Source organism: Microcoleus sp. BR0-C5 (genome assembly GCF_036705045.1).
GTDB lineage: Bacteria > Cyanobacteriota > Cyanobacteriia > Cyanobacteriales > Microcoleaceae > Microcoleus.
On sequence record NZ_JAUBTR010000012.1, the window covers coordinates 59194 to 80091 of the forward strand.

Annotated in this window: 16 protein-coding genes and 2 pseudogenes; 11 read left to right on the forward strand and 7 right to left on the reverse strand. The window is 42.8% G+C overall.

Annotation, left to right across the window (positions count from 1 at the left end):
- Positions 1 to 51: 51 nt before the first annotated feature.
- The 4 genes and pseudogenes from rppB to QUB08_RS08335 all read left to right on the forward strand — a co-directional run.
- On the forward strand, positions 52 to 1419 hold the full coding sequence (rppB, locus tag QUB08_RS08320; RefSeq protein ID WP_333224271.1) for a two-component system sensor histidine kinase RppB: 1368 nt from the start codon (positions 52 to 54) through the stop codon (positions 1417 to 1419).
- Between the two features lie 83 nt (positions 1420 to 1502).
- Positions 1503 to 2006 (forward strand): annotated as a pseudogene (locus QUB08_RS08325) (IS1 family transposase).
- Between the two features lie 352 nt (positions 2007 to 2358).
- Entirely contained in the window at positions 2359 to 2595 is a 237-nt protein-coding gene (locus QUB08_RS08330) for a hypothetical protein (RefSeq protein ID WP_333224272.1), read from the forward strand.
- 17 nt (positions 2596 to 2612) lie between these two features.
- Positions 2613 to 3347: pseudogene (locus tag QUB08_RS08335) on the forward strand (IS4 family transposase); the annotation flags it as partial.
- A gap of 100 nt (positions 3348 to 3447) precedes the next feature.
- Here QUB08_RS08335 and QUB08_RS08340 read toward each other — a convergent pair.
- The 7 genes from QUB08_RS08340 to QUB08_RS08370 all read right to left on the reverse strand — a co-directional run bounded on the left by QUB08_RS08340 (position 3448) and on the right by QUB08_RS08370 (position 9629).
- Positions 3448 to 3804, reverse strand: a complete 357-nt coding sequence (locus tag QUB08_RS08340; RefSeq protein ID WP_333224273.1) for a XamI family restriction endonuclease — start codon at positions 3802 to 3804, stop codon at positions 3448 to 3450.
- Between the two features lie 95 nt (positions 3805 to 3899).
- On the reverse strand, positions 3900 to 4634 hold the full coding sequence (locus QUB08_RS08345; RefSeq protein ID WP_333176386.1) for a response regulator transcription factor: 735 nt from the start codon (positions 4632 to 4634) through the stop codon (positions 3900 to 3902).
- Positions 4635 to 4728: 94 nt separating this feature from the next.
- Complete coding sequence (locus tag QUB08_RS08350; protein WP_333224274.1) at positions 4729 to 5808, reverse strand: hybrid sensor histidine kinase/response regulator; 1080 nt, start codon at positions 5806 to 5808, stop codon at positions 4729 to 4731.
- Positions 5805 to 6368 (reverse strand): hypothetical protein, encoded by a 564-nt coding sequence (locus QUB08_RS08355; RefSeq protein ID WP_333224275.1) that lies wholly within the window; start codon positions 6366 to 6368, stop codon positions 5805 to 5807. Before QUB08_RS08355 ends, QUB08_RS08350 begins: the two co-directional genes overlap by 4 nt.
- Positions 6369 to 6995: 627 nt before the next feature.
- Positions 6996 to 7922 (reverse strand): ParB/RepB/Spo0J family partition protein, encoded by a 927-nt coding sequence (locus QUB08_RS08360; protein ID WP_333224276.1) that lies wholly within the window; start codon positions 7920 to 7922, stop codon positions 6996 to 6998.
- A complete protein-coding gene (locus QUB08_RS08365) occupies positions 7912 to 8673 on the reverse strand; it encodes a ParA family protein (RefSeq protein ID WP_333224277.1) in 762 nt (253 codons plus the stop codon). The genes QUB08_RS08360 and QUB08_RS08365 overlap by 11 nt, the downstream gene beginning before the upstream one ends.
- A 326-nt stretch (positions 8674 to 8999) precedes the next feature.
- Positions 9000 to 9629 carry a hypothetical protein gene (locus QUB08_RS08370; protein ID WP_333224278.1) on the reverse strand — a complete coding sequence of 210 codons (630 nt, stop codon included), beginning with the start codon at positions 9627 to 9629 and terminating at the stop codon, positions 9000 to 9002.
- A 391-nt stretch (positions 9630 to 10020) separates the two neighbouring features.
- Between QUB08_RS08370 and QUB08_RS08375 the strand changes: the two genes are divergently transcribed.
- The 7 genes from QUB08_RS08375 (at position 10021) to QUB08_RS08405 (ending at position 20888) form a co-directional block, all read left to right on the forward strand.
- Complete coding sequence (locus tag QUB08_RS08375) at positions 10021 to 11601, forward strand: hypothetical protein (RefSeq protein WP_333224279.1); 1581 nt, start codon at positions 10021 to 10023, stop codon at positions 11599 to 11601.
- Positions 11602 to 11810: 209 nt separating this feature from the next.
- Entirely contained in the window at positions 11811 to 12023 is a 213-nt protein-coding gene (locus QUB08_RS08380; protein ID WP_333224280.1) for a ribbon-helix-helix domain-containing protein, read from the forward strand.
- Positions 12024 to 12369: 346 nt separating this feature from the next.
- Positions 12370 to 13647, forward strand: a complete 1278-nt coding sequence (locus QUB08_RS08385; RefSeq protein ID WP_333224281.1) for a GNAT family N-acetyltransferase — start codon at positions 12370 to 12372, stop codon at positions 13645 to 13647.
- Positions 13644 to 14477 carry a hypothetical protein gene (locus QUB08_RS08390; protein ID WP_333224282.1) on the forward strand — a complete coding sequence of 278 codons (834 nt, stop codon included), beginning with the start codon at positions 13644 to 13646 and terminating at the stop codon, positions 14475 to 14477. Before QUB08_RS08385 ends, QUB08_RS08390 begins: the two co-directional genes overlap by 4 nt.
- Positions 14478 to 14521: 44 nt before the next feature.
- Positions 14522 to 18427 carry a hypothetical protein gene (locus QUB08_RS08395; RefSeq protein WP_333224283.1) on the forward strand — a complete coding sequence of 1302 codons (3906 nt, stop codon included), beginning with the start codon at positions 14522 to 14524 and terminating at the stop codon, positions 18425 to 18427.
- A 323-nt stretch (positions 18428 to 18750) separates the two neighbouring features.
- Positions 18751 to 19620 (forward strand): hypothetical protein, encoded by an 870-nt coding sequence (locus QUB08_RS08400; RefSeq protein WP_333224284.1) that lies wholly within the window; start codon positions 18751 to 18753, stop codon positions 19618 to 19620.
- Between the two features lie 2 nt (positions 19621 to 19622).
- Entirely contained in the window at positions 19623 to 20888 is a 1266-nt protein-coding gene (locus tag QUB08_RS08405; protein WP_333224285.1) for an ATP-binding protein, read from the forward strand.
- Positions 20889 to 20898: the final 10 nt, after the last annotated feature.

Here is a 20898-nt window from a genome sequence, read left to right on the forward strand (position 1 = left end):
AAGTCCTGACCAATTACCTATTAAGAATTACCAATTACCAAGTTATGAAAAATGAATCAAAATAAACTATTTAACCGGACTCGCTGGAAATTAGCCATTTCCTATGCAGCAGTAATGGGTTTGATTTTAAGCTTGTTGGGATTTGGCGTATATAGGGCGATCGCCCACGCTCACTGGGTAGCCATAGACCGGGAATTAGAATTGGTAGCTGGGACGCTACACGACAGCCTAGAACTCAAATTGCAGCAGCCCGGACGCTTGGAGCCTATAGTAAACGAATTTTTGCCCAACCTCCGCCTAACTGGAGTTAAAGGCATTAAAGAACAGTTGCCAAGCCGCCATATTTTAAGCGCTATCAACCAAGGCTATTACTATATTCGTTTATTTGATTATTCCGGGAAATTGATTGCTACAGCAGGCGCTTCTCCAGAAGAATTATCACCACAATTTAACTCCAAATACTGGCAAACAATAACTGACACCAAAGGCAATGTTTATCACCAAATTTCTGTAGTGTTACACACCAAAACACAGCAAAAATGGGGATATATTCAAGTGGGGCGGAGCCTGCAAGACTTCAATGATTATCTCAATACAGTGAAATTGGTTTTGAAATTAGGATTGCCTACAGCATTGATTTTGGTCGGCTTTTCTAGTTGGTTATTGGCAGGATTGGCAATGAAACCGATTTATGCTTCCTACCGACAAATTCAACAGTTTACAGCGGATGCCGCTCACGAATTACGAACGCCTTTAGCTGCTTCGCAGGCGACAGTAGAATCAGCGCTGTTGACGCCTCAATTGGATGAAAAAGAGGCGCGGGAAACTTTGCGGACGATCGATCGCCAAAACCGACGACTGACTCAGTTAGTTGCTGATTTGCTGTTGCTGGCTCGCATGGATAATCAACCGATACCCTATCGCCCTCAATTGTGTTGTTTGAATGACCTGGTTAGCGATTTAGTCGAGGAATTGGCAGCAATGGCGATCGCAAGAGAGGTAGCGCTAACATCGGAATTGCGGGTGCATCAGCCATTGACTATTATCGGTGATTCTAACCAGCTTTACCGCTTAGTTTCTAATTTAATTGTCAATGCCATTCAATACACTTCACCTGGTGGCAAAGTAAATGTTATTTTAGAGAAAAGTGACCATTTAGTTGTGATTCATGTTCAAGATACAGGGTGTGGGATTGCAGCAGAAGATCAAAGGCAAATTTTTGACCGTTTCTATCGAGTTAACAGTTCACGCGATCGCGTTACTGGCGGATCGGGATTGGGGTTGGCGATAGCGCAAGCTATAGCCTTAGCACATGGCGGTAGCCTGACTGTGCAGAGCAAATTGGGTAGGGGTAGCATTTTCACACTGCGATTTCGAGAAAGAAATGCGACGTTAGTGAATGATGCCATGAATCATTGAGGAATCGGCACATCCTAGAATTTGGGCGTTGGGCGTTGCACATTTATGGTATGATGGACAAATATACTTAACTAACTAAACCTATGATTTGTCCCGACTGTCAGTCCATCAATATCAAGAAAAATGGCTGAAAAAGAGGTAAACAAAACCATATTTGTTCAGGTTGCGGTCGGCAATTTATAGATGTTTATTCTGAGCGAGGTTATCCCCAAGAGGTAAAAAAGCGGTGTCTCCATCTCTACCTGGAAGGAAATGGTTTTCGGCGGATAGAACGTCTGACGGGGGTTTCTTATAATACAGTTATTAATTGGGTTAAAAAGGCCCGAAACTGCCTATCAACCGAACCAGATTATAGCGAAATTTCCGAAATTGCCCAGATAGATGAATTACAGACTTAATAGTAAACAAAACATATATGACATGGGTAGAAGGAGAAAATACCAGATTAATACATTACCTAGCTCGAATGCAATTGAAAAACTTTATGTTACTCCAAATCAGTAGAAATGTTAAACCTATCGGTGAGGTTGGTTGTTTACTATCTCAAACATAAAACTGTACCCCTACCTCCCTGTATCATACCATAAATGTGCAACGCCGAAAAAAAAGCCAAGTGGACAACGTTGATGATCATTGACTCACTCATGGGTGCAAAATACCTGCAATGCCAGTGTGGAGTCGAAAGGATGAAAGTTTCTACAAATTGACGGATGGGATCAAGCGGCATCGTGCCGTCGATACATTGGGGTTTCCTTTCTTCACTCACTGCACTTTCATCGAATATCTCAGACGATGCCGGATTGATTGAGATGCTGACATAACACCTAGATTATTTCCAGTCGAAGCCCGTCAATATTCCGAAGATCACCATCTTGTTAAACCACGGTTATCACGAGCGAGCATCTGACCCAAGAGTTGGAGAAGGTGTATCCGCAGATCATGCGGAAGATTAAGTTTGAGCGCTCGACCAAGCCCTCGAAACAAGAAAAGGCAGCCCAAGGAAAGTCGGGATTTGTTCCAGCAGTCGCCCGGTGGGTGATAGAACGGTCAAATGCTTGGATGGAACGATGTAAGCTCCTGGTGAAGAACTTTGAGCGAACCCTATCGAATGCGACTGCTAAGCTCAATCTTTGTTTCATCAGGCTAATGATTAAGAGGCTGGCAGCTTCTCCTTAGAGATGTCAAATGGGTTCTATACCTATTTAACAGAACAGCCCTGTGAAGGGGCTTATACAATTGATGTACCAGCAGACCCACGCATTGGTCGGACGGCGAGAGAAGCATTGCTCATTATTTGCTGTGTTAGTGTTAAGATTCGGCGTCCCGATCAATTGAAGGCACAAGATTATCCACCCAGTATCACTCTTTACGCAGTCGAAGCAATAGAAGTTAATCCTCCGGCAGGGCAAGAAGCGATTCATTGGCGATTACTCACAACTCACAGGGTGGTTTGTTTAGAACAAGCACTACAAGTTATCGAATGGTATCGATGGCGATGGCGCATCGAACAACTTTTTGCCACATTGAAACAAGCAGGATTAAATCTTGAAGCTACACAGTTAGAGTCCGTAGCTGCCATTCAACGACTCACTGTCTTGGCTTTAGGCGTTGCCGTGCGAACCCTACAAATGGTTGAAGGGCGCGATCGTGCCGACTTACCAGTTTCCCTGACTTTCTCTGATTCTCAACAGCAATGCTTCTCTGTGATTGAACCATCTCTTCAAGGGCGCACGAAAAAATTGCAAAATCCCTATCCTCCCGCCTCCTTACCGTGGGCTACTTGGCTGATTGCTCGACTTGGGGGTTGGTCTGGTTATAGTTCTCAGAGACCTCCCGGAATGCCTACCCTTGTTCATGGACTCCGACAGTTTGAATCCATCTTTTTGGGATGGAAACTAGCTCAGAATCAACTTGTGTGTACACGGTAGCCCTACTTATTGAGCCGATACTCTGATTTAATGTTCATTATTTTCTCGCTCTTTCACTCGCTCCCTCGATCATACCTCATTTCAGCAACGCCGATTTTTGTTAGTTCAGCATCCAGAGTTGCAATGTCTGCCCGGGGCGGAATTCGTTGTTCTCTTCCATATTTTTGACCAGGTTTGGCGACACTCCTGCTAAACCGATCAGGCGATCGCGCGCAATTGGCGGCGCTGCCGCCATGCGTAAAATGGGCAAAACCTCTGGATGCTGTCGCAGTAATGCGGACGTGATGTTGGTTAGATTGGCTGTTTCTGCTAAGGCGGATTCAACTTGTTGAGTTGTAGCAATGCGAGTGTCGCGGTAGGCTTTTGGAGCGAACTGCATAAACCAATTGTTATAGAAGTCTACCGACAGGGCAATATCGGGTTTCCACAAGTGTGGTTTGTCGGCATTAACTGGCACTGCACCTCCTCTAATCGCGACCCTCGCCTAAATAGCTTAGATTGCTGGAACGTCTCTGTTGTATTATCCACCAAGCGGTTGCTCTTGAAGCGGATTTAGTCAACTAAACCCGCGCGAAGAGCTCTGACAGCAGCTTGAGTGCGATCGTCACAAGACAGTTTGTTGAGTATGTTACGTACATGAGTTTTCACAGTACCAAGGGAAATGTATAGCTGCTTGCAAATTTCCTCATTGCTGCACCCTTCGACAATCAGCTCTATAACCTCTTTTTCGCGTTCTGTTAAAGGGTTCGCCATTAACAACTGACTGTACTCCGGATCGACTCCATTGATTGACACAGTGGAAATAGTTGCTGAATTAACAGATTCCTTGAAAGGATTATTCATGCGAGCCAAAACGATTCTGGCAATTGAAGAATCGATCCAGTTTTCGCCAGCATTTGTCTCAACAACGGCTTCCACTAACTTTTCAAAACTGACATCTTTCATGCAGTAAGAGTCGGCTCCCGCTGCAAAAGCTGCCAGTACGGATTCTTCGTTATCCTGCATCGTTAAAATCAACACTTTTGGTTGGTTATCCACGCTTGGGTTTTTGTCGGTTTGTATGTATTCTTTGAACCTTTTTGTCAGTTCAATCCCATCTACCAACCCCGGCAGTCCGATATCGACTATCGCTACGTCAGGCATGGTTTTCTCTAGTAAAGTTATCCCTTGCAGGCCGTTAGCTGCCTCTCCGATAAATTCAAGTTCTTCGCAGTCTTCTAAAGCTGCTTTGATTCCGGCCCTTGTCAGGTGGTGGTCTTCAATTAAGGCAACGCTAATTTTATTCATGGTTGGTTTGTTTAAAAAAGGGACAATTGTACTTTAGCGGCACGAGTGTGCCCGAGGTAGAACGTATGCGCTCTTTTGTATCCAAACAAGATTTTTAGAGCGAGATAGGGAGCCGTACAGTAAATGTGCTGCCTTGACCCACCGTTGATGCTACGTCAATACTGCCAGAGTGGGCTTCTACAATCCAGCGAGACAAGTGCAGCCCCAAACCGCAACCTGCTCTGGCATGGTTTCCGGTGCGAAATCGTTCAAACAGCGTGACTTGTTCTGAGGCTCTGATACCGGGGCCGGTGTCTTCTACGCTAATGCTTACCGACTTGACATCTGGACGGACAAAGATTTTCACACAACCAAAATCGGTGAATTTAATGGCATTTCCGACTAAGTTGGTGATGACTCGGCGGAGTTCGAGGCGATCGCCTTCAATCCGTATTGGTTGCGGGTCAGAGTCGTCGAAAGTTAGGACAAGTCCTTTATCAATAGCCACAGCCTCCTGTTCCTTAACGACTTCTTTGACCAGTTTTTTGAGGTCAAAGGGCGCGATCGCCAGAGTTTTGCAACCAGATTCAAATCGGTGAACCTCTAGTAAAGTATTGACTAACGAAAGCAAATTTTGGTTACTGTTGCCGATGGTGGCGATCGCCTCTACCGCTTGAACGGGCAGTTCACCAAATTTCCCTCGTTGGAGTAGGGTCAGCATTCTATCAGCGCCGACTAGGGGAATCCGCAAGTCGTGGGTAAGACGAGCCACAAAATCCTCTCGCGCCTTTGTTACTTCCTGCATCGCATCTATACTATGTTTGAGCCGGAGGAGGCTACGGACGCGAGCCAGCAACTCATTTACCTGGATGGGCTTGCAAACGAAATCATCAGCCCCCAAGTCGAGTCCATCTGCTATGGTTGTTGAGTTGTCAGCCGCAATTAACAGGATGGGGATAAAGGGAAGTTGAGGATTTGAGCGAATTCTGTAAGTCACTTCGTAACCGTCTACTTCTGGCATCATTACATCCAAAAGGAGTAAATCTGGGGGCGACTCCTCAACTAAAGCTAAAGCATCAAGTCCGCTAGAACTTGTACTGACGCAGTAGCCTTCTTCGGAGAGGATAGCCTGCATAATAAATAAGTTGTCAGTCGTATCATCAACCGCCAAGATTTTACTGCGTTTATCTCTCATTGCCCTGGATTTCTCTCCCGCCTCCATCCAAAGCTTACGAACGAATCCATATCTTCTGAGTCAGCCTTTTGGCGGATAAAACTTAAAAACTGTTGATAATCTTGAAGCTGCTTGGATTCTTCCAACTTTCGCTGCTTTCTGATTCGCAACAAGTAGTCTTTGAGGCGAGCGTACCGCCATCCAACATGGAACCCCAGATCGTAGATTTGAGGGATTTTCGGATTCGCGGTCGCGTTGAGTAAGGTTTGTGCGACGTTTGGCGAGCCTTCAGCAGAAATTGTTCTCCTGCTTTTTTTTCCATCCCTACAACCTTTCCAAAACTCTTGGCTGCTAGTTGAAGTGTGGATGGAAATCTTGTACTCTTGCAGCGTCGTTTCAAGCCAATCTAAGTCTTGTTTTCTGTCGTTTGAGAGCGAATCGTTGGGCTGATACTTGTTCCAAGCGCGGGCTAAAGCATTTAGCGACTTTTGAAAATCTGCCAAAAAACAGTCTAACAGGGTTTGATACTTGGCCGGCGGTAAAAGTCGGCTGTGGTTTGAAAGAGTGTGACTTTGTGGCATAACTGTCAACATAAGCCAAACAGGGTTTGAGTTTGCTTTTTTTCGGTTTCATCTCTATGTCTCTAACCTATCAACTGCCAAGCTCGATCGAATTCTACCTAAAAGCTGATTTCTCATTCACTGTCGCAAAGCTAATAATTTCTCCTTCACTGCCACTCTTGGTCAGAATTGTTAGCTCGACTTTTCTTTTTACAGAATAGTTATGCCGTCCCCTGCGCTCACGCCTGTATCAGACCGATCGCCAAAAAAGAATGTTCTCTCGATTAAGAGGGCATCCTTGACAAAAACTTAAACTTTGCCTCCCAACAGCCAGGGCAGAAATAATATCAAGCCCTGTACTCCGCGCGATCGCGCCGCTCGCCCGAAGTATAGCCAGGGATTAGGGATCTCTTACTAGGGACTAGGGAAAAAACCAACTAGAATCAATGGTTTCAGGAACTTGGAGTATCCTAACCGCGTTGTCGTTTGCTGTATGAAACCGTCCGCTAGAAGTCGCATATTTAATTCCTCAGAAGTCTCTGATCGCTTCTGTCTTTTAATGGGTACAACCATCCCTCAATGCCGGAACTTCTTCTCTAGAATCCGGTTGCACGGATTAGGCAGAATGCGGCATTGCCCTTGTTTTTTCTAATCTACTAAGAGGGATTCTAGCTCTATTAGAATTTTTTGGAGGCGCTTCTGCTTCTTGGGATCGCTCCAAGCTTTGGACTTGTTCGCTCTTGTTAAAGCTCCCTTTATTTTGGTTTTCAGATTTTCTTCCGGTTCTTCTTCCGAAGTACCTGCCTTTAAATCCGCGATGCGTTCTTTAATCTGAGTTAGAGATAGACATTCAGCGATTGCCGCTTCCAGAAGCGACTTTCTTGCCGGCTCGTCTTTAACTTTGGCGATCGCTCGCGCCTTGGTATACTCGATCTGACCTCGGCGGAGGGCTTCTTGGATGTCTGACGGCAGCTTCAGCAGTCCCAGTCTATTGCTGACGAAAGACTCCCATGACATCCGCCCCAATTCGCTAAAAACCTTGACGACTATTTGCGTTTCATGATGAATGATAACGTTATCATTCATCCTCTGTACGTCATTTTGCATCCGGTAGAGCAGCCGCACCACCTCTTCTAGATCGTATTCAAGGTGATGGGAGAGCAGTTGCAATATCCCCTCGGTTTCTTCGACTGGGTTGAGGTCTTCGCGCTGGAGGTTCTCAACTAATGCAACGCGCAGAGCTTGCTGTTGTGTCAAGTCCCGAATGATAACAGGGACTTCTGTCAATCCCACTTCCTTTGCAGCTCTATACCGCCTTTCGCCTGCTACTAGCTCGTATTTTTCCTCTCCCAAAGGACGGACTAACAGAGGTTGGAGAATTCCATCAGTTTTTACTGACTGAACCAAAGCCTGCATAGCTTGGGAGTCGAAGTATCGGCGAGGTTGAGAAGATGGAAGCTCGATCGACTCAATCGAGAGCAGTTTTTCTGCCGTTGGTTCTGCCACTTCATCATCTCCAAACAAAACGCTCAAAGAGGCCTTACCTTTATAGGGCTGGTCATTCTTACTTGACATTGAGTTTCTCCATCTTGGCGGATAGCTGGTCTAATATTTTGACGACGGGATTTTTAGGTTCGTAAACAGCAAGCGGGACTTGTTTCTCCGAAGCATCCGCGAAAGCAGTTATTCGCGGGATGGGAGCGTAAACAGGACCAAAGGTCGTAAACTGCTCGTTTATGGCTTTGAGAGTTCGCTTGTCCTGAGAGTTGGTGGCAGCATAGCGGGAGGGAACAAAACCAGCTATCTGCAAAGAGCGGTTTCCCTTCTTCCTGATTCTCGCTACTGTTTGCAACAGGAGGTTGGTGCCCTCAAAGGCCTTGTAGTGAGTCTCAACGGGGACTAAGACGTGAGTTGCGGCTACCAGGCTGATGTAGCTGAGCAACCCTAAACTGGGAGGGCAATCTATGAGGATGAAATCGTAGTTGGCTTGAATTGGGGCGATCGCATCTTTAAGGCGAACTTCCCGAAAATCCATGTTAACCAGTTGAATTTCCGCCGCGCTGAGGTTGATGTTGGTAGGAGCCAAATCCATACCGTGAATGCCCGTGTGGATGGAAAGAGGTTCCTCATTGACAATGGCATCAAACACAGTTTTATCCAAATTCTGAGAGTCAACCCCCATGAAGAGCGTTAGAGAACCTTGAGGATCGATATCGATGAGAAGAACCTTGTGGCCTCGTAAGGAGAGGTGGTAGCCGAGATTGAGCGCGATCGTGGTTTTCCCCACACCGCCGGCTTGGTTGAACAGCGAGATTATCTTTGTCATGAATTGCCCTCCGGTAGCGTGCCACTATAGTTCCAATACGGAGTGCAAAAGGAGGTGGCGGTTAAAACTGTAAGCATATTTGCACTTTTGTTGAAGTTTGGGAATGTCTGCACTTTAGGCATGAACCCTCACTATCCCCAGACCGTTTTGTAGAAAAACTATAGTTATACTCTCATATCAAGGTGATGTCTCTGAAGGCGCATTAGGAATTTTTTGATTTTTTCCCACTCCCAAAGGCAATTGGCAACAGTGACCATGCCGTTGCTGTGAAAGACAACGGCAATGCCGTTGGGTGCATGAATGCTGGCAGGTGACGCTAAATACTTCTAAGCTCGCTCTTTCATAGACTTGTAGGTATAAGAATAGTTGATTCTTAGTTTGAGTGAGCCAGGAAGTACCTCTGGTTGATTAATAATGCAGTAAATGAGATATCCAGCCCGTTCCACTTCGGTCGTTGCCAGAGGCGAGAATTGGGCTGACTCACAAATGGCGCGTTTAACGAGTCGCGATCTGCTGCGGTTCTCAAACAGAGCTTGCACAAACTGGGTGGGATTGGCTATGGCAGGAGACAGAAGCTTGCAAAATTTTTTAGGATGAACTGTCCGAAGGTAATGGATAGCAGCTTGTCCATTAAATGCTTCAACTAGAGATGGGGAAATTTGCAAGTGCTGAAGTAGCAACTCAATATCTTCATCAGTATTGGTTACTGCCCATAAATTATTCTCGATCCACCCCCAAACTATCTGCTCAGCCTCTTTGTCAGTTGTTACCAAAAAGCGATTTCCTTTGTAGGTAAACCCTGATACGTGAGGTAGTTGGGGGAGAGACCAGTCGGCAAGAGCGCGATCGCACTCCAGTAGCAATAGGACGGATGCTAGTATGTGCCTCCTGCTGTGCCGCAGCGGATCGGCGACGGGTGCAGGCTGTCGAGAGCTGTATTGATAGTCAAAATGCATGGGAACGCCGTTCTCCTATTAACAGTAAAGTTATTGCTTAAAGCTAAAAGCTAAAGGCTGTAAACTCAATCCGCCTTCCCTCCTAATTTCCCACCTCAAAAGTCATCGGCAAAATTAATCTTGCGGACTATTAAAACGCGATCCCGAGGCAAAAGCTATCGTCCGAGTGGCTGTTGTTTCTTGTAATTCCAGCTAGTTATAGCAATAGGGAAAAGGCATTTGTTCAATGGCTTATTTCCGGACAATACTTTTTGATAAAACAATTACTGATTCAATGTTCTCTGCCTTGAGAACTAAAGTTAGTTACAACTGAAGGCGTACCGAGAGCGACAAGAGCGCATGATAGGTTGGTTGCTAAAAGATCGACGCGCTTTTAGATGGCGGAACACTTATGTTTTTAGACACCATACAGAGATTTTCCCCTGACTATATCTTGAGGCTAAAACAAATAGGGCTGGCTTTTTTTGAGAAGATAGCAACTGACCGAGCAATAGCTGGAGAAACTCAAGATTTTTACCAGGGATTGCTGGCGGGATTGGATGGGGCAGTTAAATTAATAGACGAAGAAAGCGGAGTACAAACGCTTAGCCTTTTAGAAGCTAAAATAGCAACTTTTATCAATGATGAAGAAGATAACTCACCCCAACAAAGTTTAAGTTCAAGTTCAGTAGAAGGTGACTGTAAGCTATCCATTTCTAGGTTACCTGTTAGATCTATTTCTCAACTTAGACAAATTGGAAGAGAAACCGATTGCGAACTAGATATAGAAGATTGTGTCTGCATCGGCGAGACTCAAGATTTCTATCACGGCTGCCTCGCTGCGATTGATTTTGCTCTGTCCTTGGCAGGTGAGAAATATGCCTATGCTCAAATCAGTCTGGTAAAAACTAATGCCGCCAATTTCATCGAATTAAACAAAGATTGGGAACGCCGAGTTCTTGAGCTTAAAGGCTTATCCTCCTCTTTGAGGCAAGATAGGCAACCAAAACAAAATTTGCTGGTTTGGTTTTCGCAAGCGGATGGTGACAATCAAGTTGGGACGTTGGTTGGTGAAGGAGAGGAGGATGAAGCTGATTTGCGATCGACAGAAACAGGAACTTTAGAAGCTGAAATACAGGAGCAAGATTTAAAGAGCGATCGCTCTAATTCTAGCGAACTAATCGTACCTCTTACTTTAAGCAATCCGGTTCTTTTGAAATACCAGACTGAAAGTGAAGAGGAAGTACAAGAACAGTTTAAAGAAGAGATAGTAAAGCTGCCAGAAGAGGAGCGCTTAGAGCTAGAGAATTTGCTAGTCAGCACTTTATTAGATGGTTGTCAACTATTAAAGCTAGGAAAACGTAAAGTTATAGAAGATTGGACAGCATTTTTAGAGGAGGATGAAGCAATCAGGGTGATTTCCGATCGAGACAGCCACATCGTTCTGCGGATCACTTTAGAGGGTGAAGTGCAAAACGCTCTATCTTATGGCGATGCAGAGGTATTGAATGCAACTGTTAAAGAAAACTCAGAGGATTTGGTTATATTCTCTAACTGGTTAGAGCCGATAATTGAAAACGTGTCAGCAGATAATTTGAATGCTGATTCAGTACCGCCAGCAGCCACAATGGATATTCAGCAGGTAAAATTGGCTGAGTCTATCCTGCCAACAGCTCAAAGAGCTTTTGAGTATTTACTCAATCATGCTCCCGATCGCGTGGAAGAGACTGATGAGTACACCCGCATTCGGGTAGGAGATTTGTACGATCTGATAGTCGGAGAGTCGGAAGGGGTTTCAGTATCTTCTCTGACTGTCTCTGTCCGAGGGGAGTTAATCAAAGTTCGCGGAGAAAATTTGGTTTTAGCTCAGGGTATTTCCCCTGAAGATATTGACTTTTGGAGAGTTGTGGCAGATGAGCTAGATCGGATAGAGGCGAGGAGTAGGGATTGTGAGCGATCGGAACCAGATAGTGCAAGTGGTTTAGGGCGCTGAATCGCTGGAAATATAATTTTTCAGGAACAGGGAAAATAGTAGCTTCAGCGCGGCTTTTTTGCTGCAAAACTTGCAGGCTGTTGCGGTAGGGGTTTAGCTGTTGAGTTACGACCTTAGCATAGCACCTATGCACCTCGTCTGCAACACTTAAACACAGCGTGTAAGCTGTTAGACTTGAAAAAGTAGTGTGAAAGTAACGCAGGCGTGACATGATAGGAAGAAATGCGCTCAAAATTCCTGTGACGAAACGAGTAACTGTTTATCTGCCAGATCCGATTTACGCTTGGCTTGAAGAGTGGGCGATGGAAGAACAGCGCCCTGTAAGTAACTTGTCAGCGTTTTTACTGGAGAGAGTAGTCCGCGAACATAAGGACAAAGAACTTGGTAGAGGGGTAAAAAAGAATGAATCCAGCAAGGATTGACCCTTTTACCCTTCCATCTTAGTTAAAGGTAATAAGCTGTAATAGATCGCCCGTTACAGTCTACACAGCAGCCAATACCAGAAGTGCCTGCAATTGTTATCCCGCTCGTTGGATATAGACCTTAACGCCATCTATACAGATAGCCGCCTGGTCTACATTACGATCGCAACCTGTAATCAGACAAGATAAGACCTACAGATTACCGTACATTTTTTAACAGTTTCCCTATCAGAGTGAGGTAAGCGTGCCGACTGCGTGTCTGGAGTCAAGGATAGTATTTGCTTCGAGCGAGGAGCTATTTCAGATTAAAGCGCTTGCCGATACCCATCGGCAAGAGATAGGCTTTGTGAATCAGGCTGTTTTGGTAGAAGCGATCGCAAAGAGTGAAATTCTTTATCTCCCCTTCGGCTTTCTCCACTTTCATCACCGTCGAGACAAAATATCTACCCTTTACCATCTTTGCGTTTCTCCCAACCACCGCAGGCAAGGCATGGGTCGTCAGCTTATTTCTGCATGGGAAGAACACGGCAGGAAGTGTGGCATTACAAAACTGCGCCTAAAATGCCCGTTGGACATAGAAGCTAACGGGTTTTACAACAAGATGGGATTTGATCGGGTACAAATTGATCCTGGTAAACGCCGCTCTTTGGTTGTTTGGGAAAAGATATTATGCTCTAATATTCTCCTGACAATTCCCAAGTTTGTGGCTGCCGTAAGTGCTGGGGGCCCTGAGATTGAACGCAGTCGGCAGTTGTGGAATTCTAGCGGCGATCGGCGTAATCCCTTTGAAAACGTTCTTTACTCACCGATAACGTGCCCAGCTTCTACGACAGAATACTTTCGTCAACAAAAAGATGTGGGAAACATTTCGGAAGTCTGGCTAGATTGCGGTGCATATCAGGTGCAACAGGGGAAATTTACTTACGATCAACTGCTGGAATTTTTAGATAATTTTTATCGCAATAATACCTGGGCAGATGGGTATGTATTGCCCGATATCGTACCCATCTCAACTGATTCAGAGGAAATAGTGGAGTACAAAGTTCGCGAAACGCTTTACCATTGCGAAAAATTTTTCGGTAAAATGCCTGTTTATGTACAAGAACGCGCGATCGCCCCCGTACACGGACGCACTATCAACCAAATCAATCGCTGCATTGAAACCTATGCAAAAATGGGTATTACCCGTATCGGCTTTGGCTCTTGGGGAACGTCAGGGCCCAACGGCAGCGTTAATATGATTTCTGAATCTAGTTTGGCATTGTTTAAGATTGTTGGCAGTATCGCCCGCGAAAAAAACATGAAAGTTCACTGCTTTGGCATTGGCGGCCCAAACAGCTTTTATCGCCTCCGCAACAACTCCCTTGTACCCCATAGCTTAGATAGCTCAACCTGGTCAAAAGCAGGAGCCTTCGGCAGCATTTTTTTTCCGGGTACTTCTCAAATTCAAATTACCGTTAGACGCGGTTTTGAAACTACTAAAACTGGTCTAGAGGAACTCAAAAAATCTACGCAACATTCATGTTACTTTTGTCAAAGTATTGATAAATTGAGAACCAGCCGAGAATATCGGATTATGCACAATTTGACTGCTTGGTTAGATACTTTAGAACGCGCTTTATGAGCAATAAATTAACTTTACATATTCAGCAAAATACTACGCTAGAAAGAGTAGCTATAATTCTTGATTTTTTGAGAAATAAAGAAACAAATTTTGAACAACTTGGAGCTAGTTGTAATTTAGGGCTTTCCGTTCTCCAAAAGGTGGTATTTCCATTCTTGCGGAATCTTTCAATTATTTCAAAAAAAAATCCACCCTCACTGACACCTCTTGGCCAAGTTGCAGCTAAAATTCAAGAGTCTAACCCCGAATTGCTAGGAGATTTTTTACATTTAGTAATTTATAATCTACACCAAGAAGAAGCTGAAAAAAGGTTTTCTTGGACTTATGCTACAGTTGTACAACAACTCTGGTTGCGAAAAGAAGTTGTTTTATCACCGCCCGAAAAAAAGTCCCTAGTTGGAGAAGTAATTGAAAAGGCTGCTGTGAAGTTTGAACTACCTACCAGTGAAATAGCATTTAGTGATACGAGTGTGGCGGGTGTCCTCAATTGGTTGCGATCGCTATCGCCCAGTGTCATAGAACCAGAAGGCAAATACCAAAACTTCAGTCGCCGCTACTTCAGTGCCGCTCCTATTTTACTTCAGGCAGTAGACACAATCTACAAACAGCGACAACGAACCTATGGAGTCAAGATTTTCTTACGGGAAGAAGTTCAAGACGCTATCTGTCAAATGTTGTTGCTAGATCCGAGTGGATTAGATGGTAGCATAGATAATGCTAAATGTACCTATGATTATGACCAAGGTGGCTTATTTGACTGTGGCTATGAAGGGGGGTACGGACAATGGGTAATGCTGACTAAATCCCCTGATTGGACTCAGTTACTTTAGGTAAAAATTGACATTCTCCGAGACAAATTTTATATTTACAATCCATGAAAAGATTATTAGAACAACTAGACTCAATCCAAGCAATTGTCGATACAGTCAATCCCTTCCAGATAGAAAACGATCCTCAAGAAGTAGCCAGAATTTATGATTTATATGCAAGCACCTATGACTCAATTGAGTTAGTAAAAACTCTAAAAGACCATTTGATTGAGGAAATTTGTAAGGGTAAACCTGTCAACGGCTACATAAGTGCTGACTACGGTTATGGCAAGACAGCAACACTAATTTATTTATGGCAGCAGTGTCAGAAGCATAAGATAGTAGCAGTGCCGCCGTTTAAGTTTAAAGAACTGGGAGACTTGATGGTTGCCACTTATGGCTGGATAAAAACGTGCGTCCAACCAGAACTTATTCCTCAAATTGAGACGCTATATCGCAAATATGGCTTGAAGTCTCAGCAAAATATAGCAGCAGAAATAGCGATCGAGTACAAGTTATCAGAAGACAAAGCTTTAAAAATTGTTCAACACTTAAAAAATGACACTACAAATACGGATAATGTTTTGAATTTTTGGCAGGAGACAGTTTCTATCCTGCGACAAGCAGGTTTTGCAGGTTTAGCAATATTTGCCGATGAAAGCCAAGAATTCCTGCGAACAGAAGAAGGTGCTAGCGTTCGCATCCAGATTTTGAGCAATTTAGTTAAGGGAATGCGAGCTTTGGGTTCTGTGCCTGTTGCATTAATCCTAAGTATGCCGACTACTCCAACTGAATCAGCTATTGAAGAACAAGCTGGTGATATTATTCACCGTATGAAGGAGCAAAAAGTCTCCATTAGATTAGCTGATGCGTACAACTCTGAGTTTGCAGGCGAGCTTTGGGATTTTTTGTGTGCCAATTTTCTGGAAGATAAGGCGCAGCAAAACCAGTTGGCACATCCAGCAACAATTGAAAGTTTGGGACAATTGTGCGCTCGAAAAGATATCAGCAATGGTCCTCGCACGGTCATTGAAGTATTCAAACGCATTATCCATTTTGCCCAAAATAATCAGCCTCCCTACACTCCTTTAGATTTGATTCAGGATTATCTAGAAGGAAAAGTGCAGTTATATGGCACGGAACAACACAAAATTAACAATACTATCAAAACCTTGGAGCCGTTGATATCCTTTCCAAAACACCCAAAAGGACAAGAGGTAATCAAGCTACTCGCTGGTTTTCCCTCAGGTGTTTCTGAAACCGTAGCTAAAGAATTTAACCTCTTAAAGGAGTTGAAAAAACTAGCAGAAGATGACAATTTTTACGGTCTGCATATTATACAGCCTACAGAGCGTAGCTTTGCTTTAGTCGCTCTTCTTCAGACAACCATCCCCACAGTTGTAGATAAAATCCTTAATCGATTTCGTCAGCAATGGTTTGGAGAGTGGAACGATGCTAAAAAAGAAGAGATGGCAACAACGATTATCAAATATGAAATTATACCTTTACTTTTTCCAGTTTCGAGAGGGGGTCAAAAAGCTAATTTTTCTTGGCGTTATAAAGGGGAGTGGAAGGAAGACAGATTTGGATTTTTTAACTTATTAACAGGCGCTCCTGAGAGATATAATGCTGATTTCCCCAAGCGTTCTATTGTTATCAGTGTTGGGAGTAAAAATTCCGGTTTAATGAAATTTAAACCCCCAGAAGAAACTCATTTAGATTGGCGATTATACTTGAGTTTTGACCAAAAAGCAACTATCGTCCCACAAGTTTTAACTGCGATCGCGGGAACTAACCAAGTAGACTTCCATCTTCAGTTAAGTCGAAGTTTTGCAGGGGAATATCCGACAGCCTTCGGCTTACTTCGCAAAGTCATATCTGCTGAACAATGTTCGGTTTGTACGCTGCTGAGTTTGTCTCATTATATTCAAGACTGGCTCTCAAAAAATCCTGAAGTCAGTAAAGCCGATCGCTCTAGATTAGAACACCATCGCCAAGAGTGTCACCAGTATGCCATGCGATTGCTGTTTCCAGCGATTTCGCCTCAAACTTGGGAAATTGTGGGTCTAAAGGGTGTAAATGGCTCAGAGAGTAAACTGATCGAATCAGTGTTTTATCAGAAATGTAAAGCCTTATTTGCCGATTATAAGTCTTTCTACAATAGTCTGAATCCGACGTTACGAAAATATAAGTTACTGTTGGAAAAGATACCTTTATCTGTTCGCAAAGGTCGTCAGTTCTATCAAGTTTCCAAAGAAGAATTTGAAAATTTGTTTGAAATGGCGAGTTCTAGCCTACCCAGTGTTTTAGCAATTTTCAAACAACACGGTCTGATGAGTGGGGAGAAAATTGCCAAACGCAAAGAAGGAAATTCCAAAATTAAATTTACAGAACATCCTTTGGAATCGTTTATTCAAGAGAAACTGCAATTACAAGGGAGAATACAAACAGTAAAAACGGGGTGGGGGCAGCAAGATGTTAAAGCATTAGAATATTCACAGTTATGGAAAGCAGTTAAACTACTTGGCTATCTTCAAGAAGAGTTTCAAGAAGCTCTCGAATGGTTGCAACGGCGACGCTATATAGAGTGGGAGCGTTCGACGGATGTTGTCCGCCAAGCTAGTTTGGAATTAGAGCCAGATGAGCTAAATGGTCAATTAAAAGAACTTCGAGTTCTAGTTTCTTCCTTACTTGAAACTTTTGATGAGACACTCTTACATGAAATCAACGAAAAGATAAATGAGCAGGAAAAAATTCTTGATGCTAATCACGAGTCCGAGGTAGCTCTCGACCAAGTTCATAGAAATATACAATCCGAACGGGAACGTCTGGAAAAATTTTGCCTTGAAAAACGCTCAACTCTGCAAAAAGAACTGCGTGCAATTAAACTCAAGCTAGAAAACTTTACCAGAGACTTAAATGCTTCTAAAGTTAGTCAGAATATTGAGAGTCATAGCGATCTGGAAGCTTGTCTTAATGACCACAGAAAGACTTTAGAAAGGCAAGTGAATCAGCTAGATAAAGATTGCCAAAGTCTAGCTAGTTCGCTTAAAACAAATGAAACTGATATACTGGAATTGCATCGTCAACTAAAGCATTCTCAGCAGTTTTTGTCAACTTGCGAAAGCACTAAATTAATACTTGAGGAGTTGGTAGACGGTTTAGAGAAGTGGCGGATTATTCTAAATCGGGCACAGATGTTACGAGAGAATTTGAATAACGACCCAGTTCGCTTGATGCGTTATGATGATGACTTTGTTGACCGGGTTGTTACGCATTTCAGCAATAATCAGCTTGATAGTTTTAGACAGTACGATATACTGCAACAACCTTTGGTTGAACTTGAAGACGAAATTAATGGTGAGCGGCGATCGCGTCGAGAAGCTTTCGAGCAAATACTAAATCGCTACGAAGCGTTACTGACTCTAATTTCAATTAATGAATCTCCTTTGAAAAATCGATGCAAATTTGATGATGAAGACCGGGATGGGTCTTACCACATTGTGAAAAGAGTTTTGTGGGAAAAATTGCAAAAATTCTGCGAAGGTTTGGTTTCAGAATGGGAGCAACTAGAACGTGATTTTTCCTTTATTTCCCAAGCACTCGGCCACGATGTGACAGAGTTTTTGAGTCAACTTACTGATTTAAAAACACAGCTATCATTACAAAGAGAAAAGTTGCCATCTGCGCTCGACAACTTAACCAACCTGGAAGAACACATAAAAGAACTCAAATCTATTTTTGAACGCGGTCAGGTTCTTCAGGATAAATTGAAAGAAATTCATTTTAAAAGAGATGAAAATCTTCAGGAGGAAGAAAGACAGCTTTTAAATGCCATTAGCTCTGACAACAGTGCGATCGCCATTAGTCAACTTCCTCAAAATTTGCCACATAATCAGGAGGTATGGGAACTCTTAAAGACTTTGTACAAAAAGGGGCATCTAGAGATTATGCTTCGCCGTCGAGATTAATCTTTAAAGAGTGAGGACTCCAGCTCATTTGTTAACAGACCGCTCGCGATCGGTCTCTTCCGGCAGATGGTGTTTCTACCACTTCTGTTCGCTCCAGGTTGCGTTAGCAAAGCTTACCGAGGATCTGAGGTCTATGAGTTCTCCTCTCAAGGCGAGACCATAACGCTTTAACCAATTGCCTATTCGCCAGATTTGGTGATAACCTTGAGAAGGTAAGTTGCCTTCAGAAGGTCTTAACCCGTATAGCAGAGAGCAGTAAAATATTGTGACCTTAGTGTTTACTGCAATAGACTCAACCTTTTACTTATACGCTTAAAGGTACTATGTCCAAGATAATTCCAGTTTTTTACTTACCAAAAGAGTATTATGAAGAGGACATGAGGGTACTGGCGGAAGGGCTTGTAGCTAATAACGGTCAGATATTAAAGGCTGCATTGTCTTGGTTGGAAGGTAAGCTAGTTACTCATAAGGCACATAAAGGAAAGCCAGTAGGAACGCCCATGTCTGCTACAACTATAAAAAACTATTTAGCGGGTTTTTATGTTCTCGATATTTATAAATTAGATGGTCAGTTATATTCAGAAACTAAGCCTGAAAAAACCAGAGCATCAATTTCGGTTCAGTCTAAAATAGAAGTTATCAAGCCCTTAGAGACTCTGGCTAAAAAGTCTTCTTCTCTTGAAGTGTTTAATGAAAATTTAACTCAAATTTGTTCTCAGTATTCCCAAATTGTTAAAACTTACAGTAACGATAGATTTTTACTTTTTGAAAAGTATCAATTATCAGAAAACCCTGAACTGGCTAAACTTCAAGAATTATTAATACAACATTGTGGCTATAGCTATGTTGGTAATCCAGGGGTGGGTTATCTCGATCTGTTTTATAGACACAAGATACAAATTGACAATTACTTAAACCTTTTAGACTTTATTTTAAAAAATTACCGTGATATTGCCCAGAAAAGTCTGGGTCTAGTTCCAGTTGCTCAGATTCGTGATAGAATTATGACGCAAGGATCAGATTATACGGAAGAACACTTTAAAAAACATCTGATTCAGTTGCAACTGACTCACCGCATCGAATTAAGGACAACCAAGTCTCAGCTTGCCCGTAATATGGGAATTGAGTGTATTGACATTCGAGGAGTCAATTACGGATTTATCAAACTTCTAGAACCTGCTATTGCTGTCTAAGTATGTCCTATCAAGATGTTAAGGGAAACCTTGTACCGCCTGCTCTAAATCCCTACGTGGCTTCTGGCTCTGCTATGTCAGTATTAGAGCAAAACTATGAATTTACAATTGTTCATACGAAGTTTATTACCAATCTCCTGGAAGAGGTTAGACAATCACTCAATATAAAGAGACCAATAAAACTATTTTTTGTTGGAGATTATGGATATGGCAAGACAACTTTATTAAATCTTATAGCCAAAGAATTTCATGATAGAAAAGGCATTTGCATACCCATTAAATTCTCTGAGATAGTTACGCCTATTGCAGCGTCCAGCCAGCCTGATAAGCACTTTGAGAGTCTTCTGGGAGCTATTTTTACCAAGATGTATAACGTTTTGATTAGAGAAGGATGTTTGACTAAACAAGATGAAGTATTATTCGAGAAGATAGAGTTTATCGATTTATTTGAAGTTTTTTTGGAAATGCTGAATCGAACGCAGAAACAGAATATATTAATTGCTTTTGATGAAGTAGAACTCCTTTTTTCCAACCTAGAACTAAAACTTTCATATTTTATGACTTTTTTGCACGGGTTGTCCGAAAAATTTTCAACCAGACCGGGTTGGGGATTGTGTATAAGTGTCACTCAAGAATACTACAGTCAAATTATTTCAGAAGCTAAACAGTTACAAGAGGCTAGGTTTAACTTTAAAATTTTAACTTCTCTACCTTTCTCAGAAGTGAAAGAATATATAGAAACAAAAAACAGTTCAGTTACTTTGAGAACGACTGATAAAATTTATCCTTTTGAAGAGGAAGTAATTGATTTTATTACAGTAGTCTCTGGAGGGGTTCCAAGATATGTAGAAACTATTGGCCAATTGCTTTGGGCAGAAGCAGAACCCCACCACACTTTGGTTAGTATTGAAACTGCTAGAAGAATTTTCAGTAATACTTATCGAGTTTACGCCTTATCATATTTCTCAGAGTTACGGGACAGTTTCAAGTTTTCGGAAGAATCGGAGGCTTTTTTGAATATTCTCTTTTTTAGCGGTGGGAGAAGGCAGTCTATTCCAGAGCTTTTGAAATTGAAGGATGCTTGTTCAATTTCATATTTTTATGGACTGTCCGATGAAAAAGCTGATTATAGGTTGAATAGAGCACGTGTAGAACTTAAAAATAAGTTAGGAGCGGAGTATTTAGAAGTGTTCGGGCAAAGACCATATAGGTACACCCTCACTAGCTTAATTTTCCAAGATATCTTCCGTTCCCGTGAAAGAATTTAATAAGAAAAAA

Coding starts and splice junctions, on each gene's coding strand:
- QUB08_RS08405 (WP_333224285.1), top strand. CDS start 19,623: ATGTCCTATCAAGATGTTAAGGGAAACCTTGTACCGCCTGCTCTAAAT.
- QUB08_RS08355 (WP_333224275.1), bottom strand. CDS start 6,368: ATGCCACAAAGTCACACTCTTTCAAACCACAGCCGACTTTTACCGCCG.
- QUB08_RS08365 (WP_333224277.1), bottom strand. CDS start 8,673: ATGACAAAGATAATCTCGCTGTTCAACCAAGCCGGCGGTGTGGGGAAA.
- QUB08_RS08375 (WP_333224279.1), top strand. CDS start 10,021: ATGTTTTTAGACACCATACAGAGATTTTCCCCTGACTATATCTTGAGG.
- QUB08_RS08400 (WP_333224284.1), top strand. CDS start 18,751: ATGTCCAAGATAATTCCAGTTTTTTACTTACCAAAAGAGTATTATGAA.
- QUB08_RS08380 (WP_333224280.1), top strand. CDS start 11,811: ATGATAGGAAGAAATGCGCTCAAAATTCCTGTGACGAAACGAGTAACT.
- QUB08_RS08395 (WP_333224283.1), top strand. CDS start 14,522: ATGAAAAGATTATTAGAACAACTAGACTCAATCCAAGCAATTGTCGAT.
- QUB08_RS08345 (WP_333176386.1), bottom strand. CDS start 4,634: ATGAATAAAATTAGCGTTGCCTTAATTGAAGACCACCACCTGACAAGG.
- QUB08_RS08330 (WP_333224272.1), top strand. CDS start 2,359: ATGCGGAAGATTAAGTTTGAGCGCTCGACCAAGCCCTCGAAACAAGAA.
- QUB08_RS08360 (WP_333224276.1), bottom strand. CDS start 7,922: ATGTCAAGTAAGAATGACCAGCCCTATAAAGGTAAGGCCTCTTTGAGC.
- QUB08_RS08390 (WP_333224282.1), top strand. CDS start 13,644: ATGAGCAATAAATTAACTTTACATATTCAGCAAAATACTACGCTAGAA.
- rppB (WP_333224271.1), top strand. CDS start 52: ATGAATCAAAATAAACTATTTAACCGGACTCGCTGGAAATTAGCCATT.
- QUB08_RS08350 (WP_333224274.1), bottom strand. CDS start 5,808: ATGAGAGATAAACGCAGTAAAATCTTGGCGGTTGATGATACGACTGAC.
- QUB08_RS08370 (WP_333224278.1), bottom strand. CDS start 9,629: ATGCATTTTGACTATCAATACAGCTCTCGACAGCCTGCACCCGTCGCC.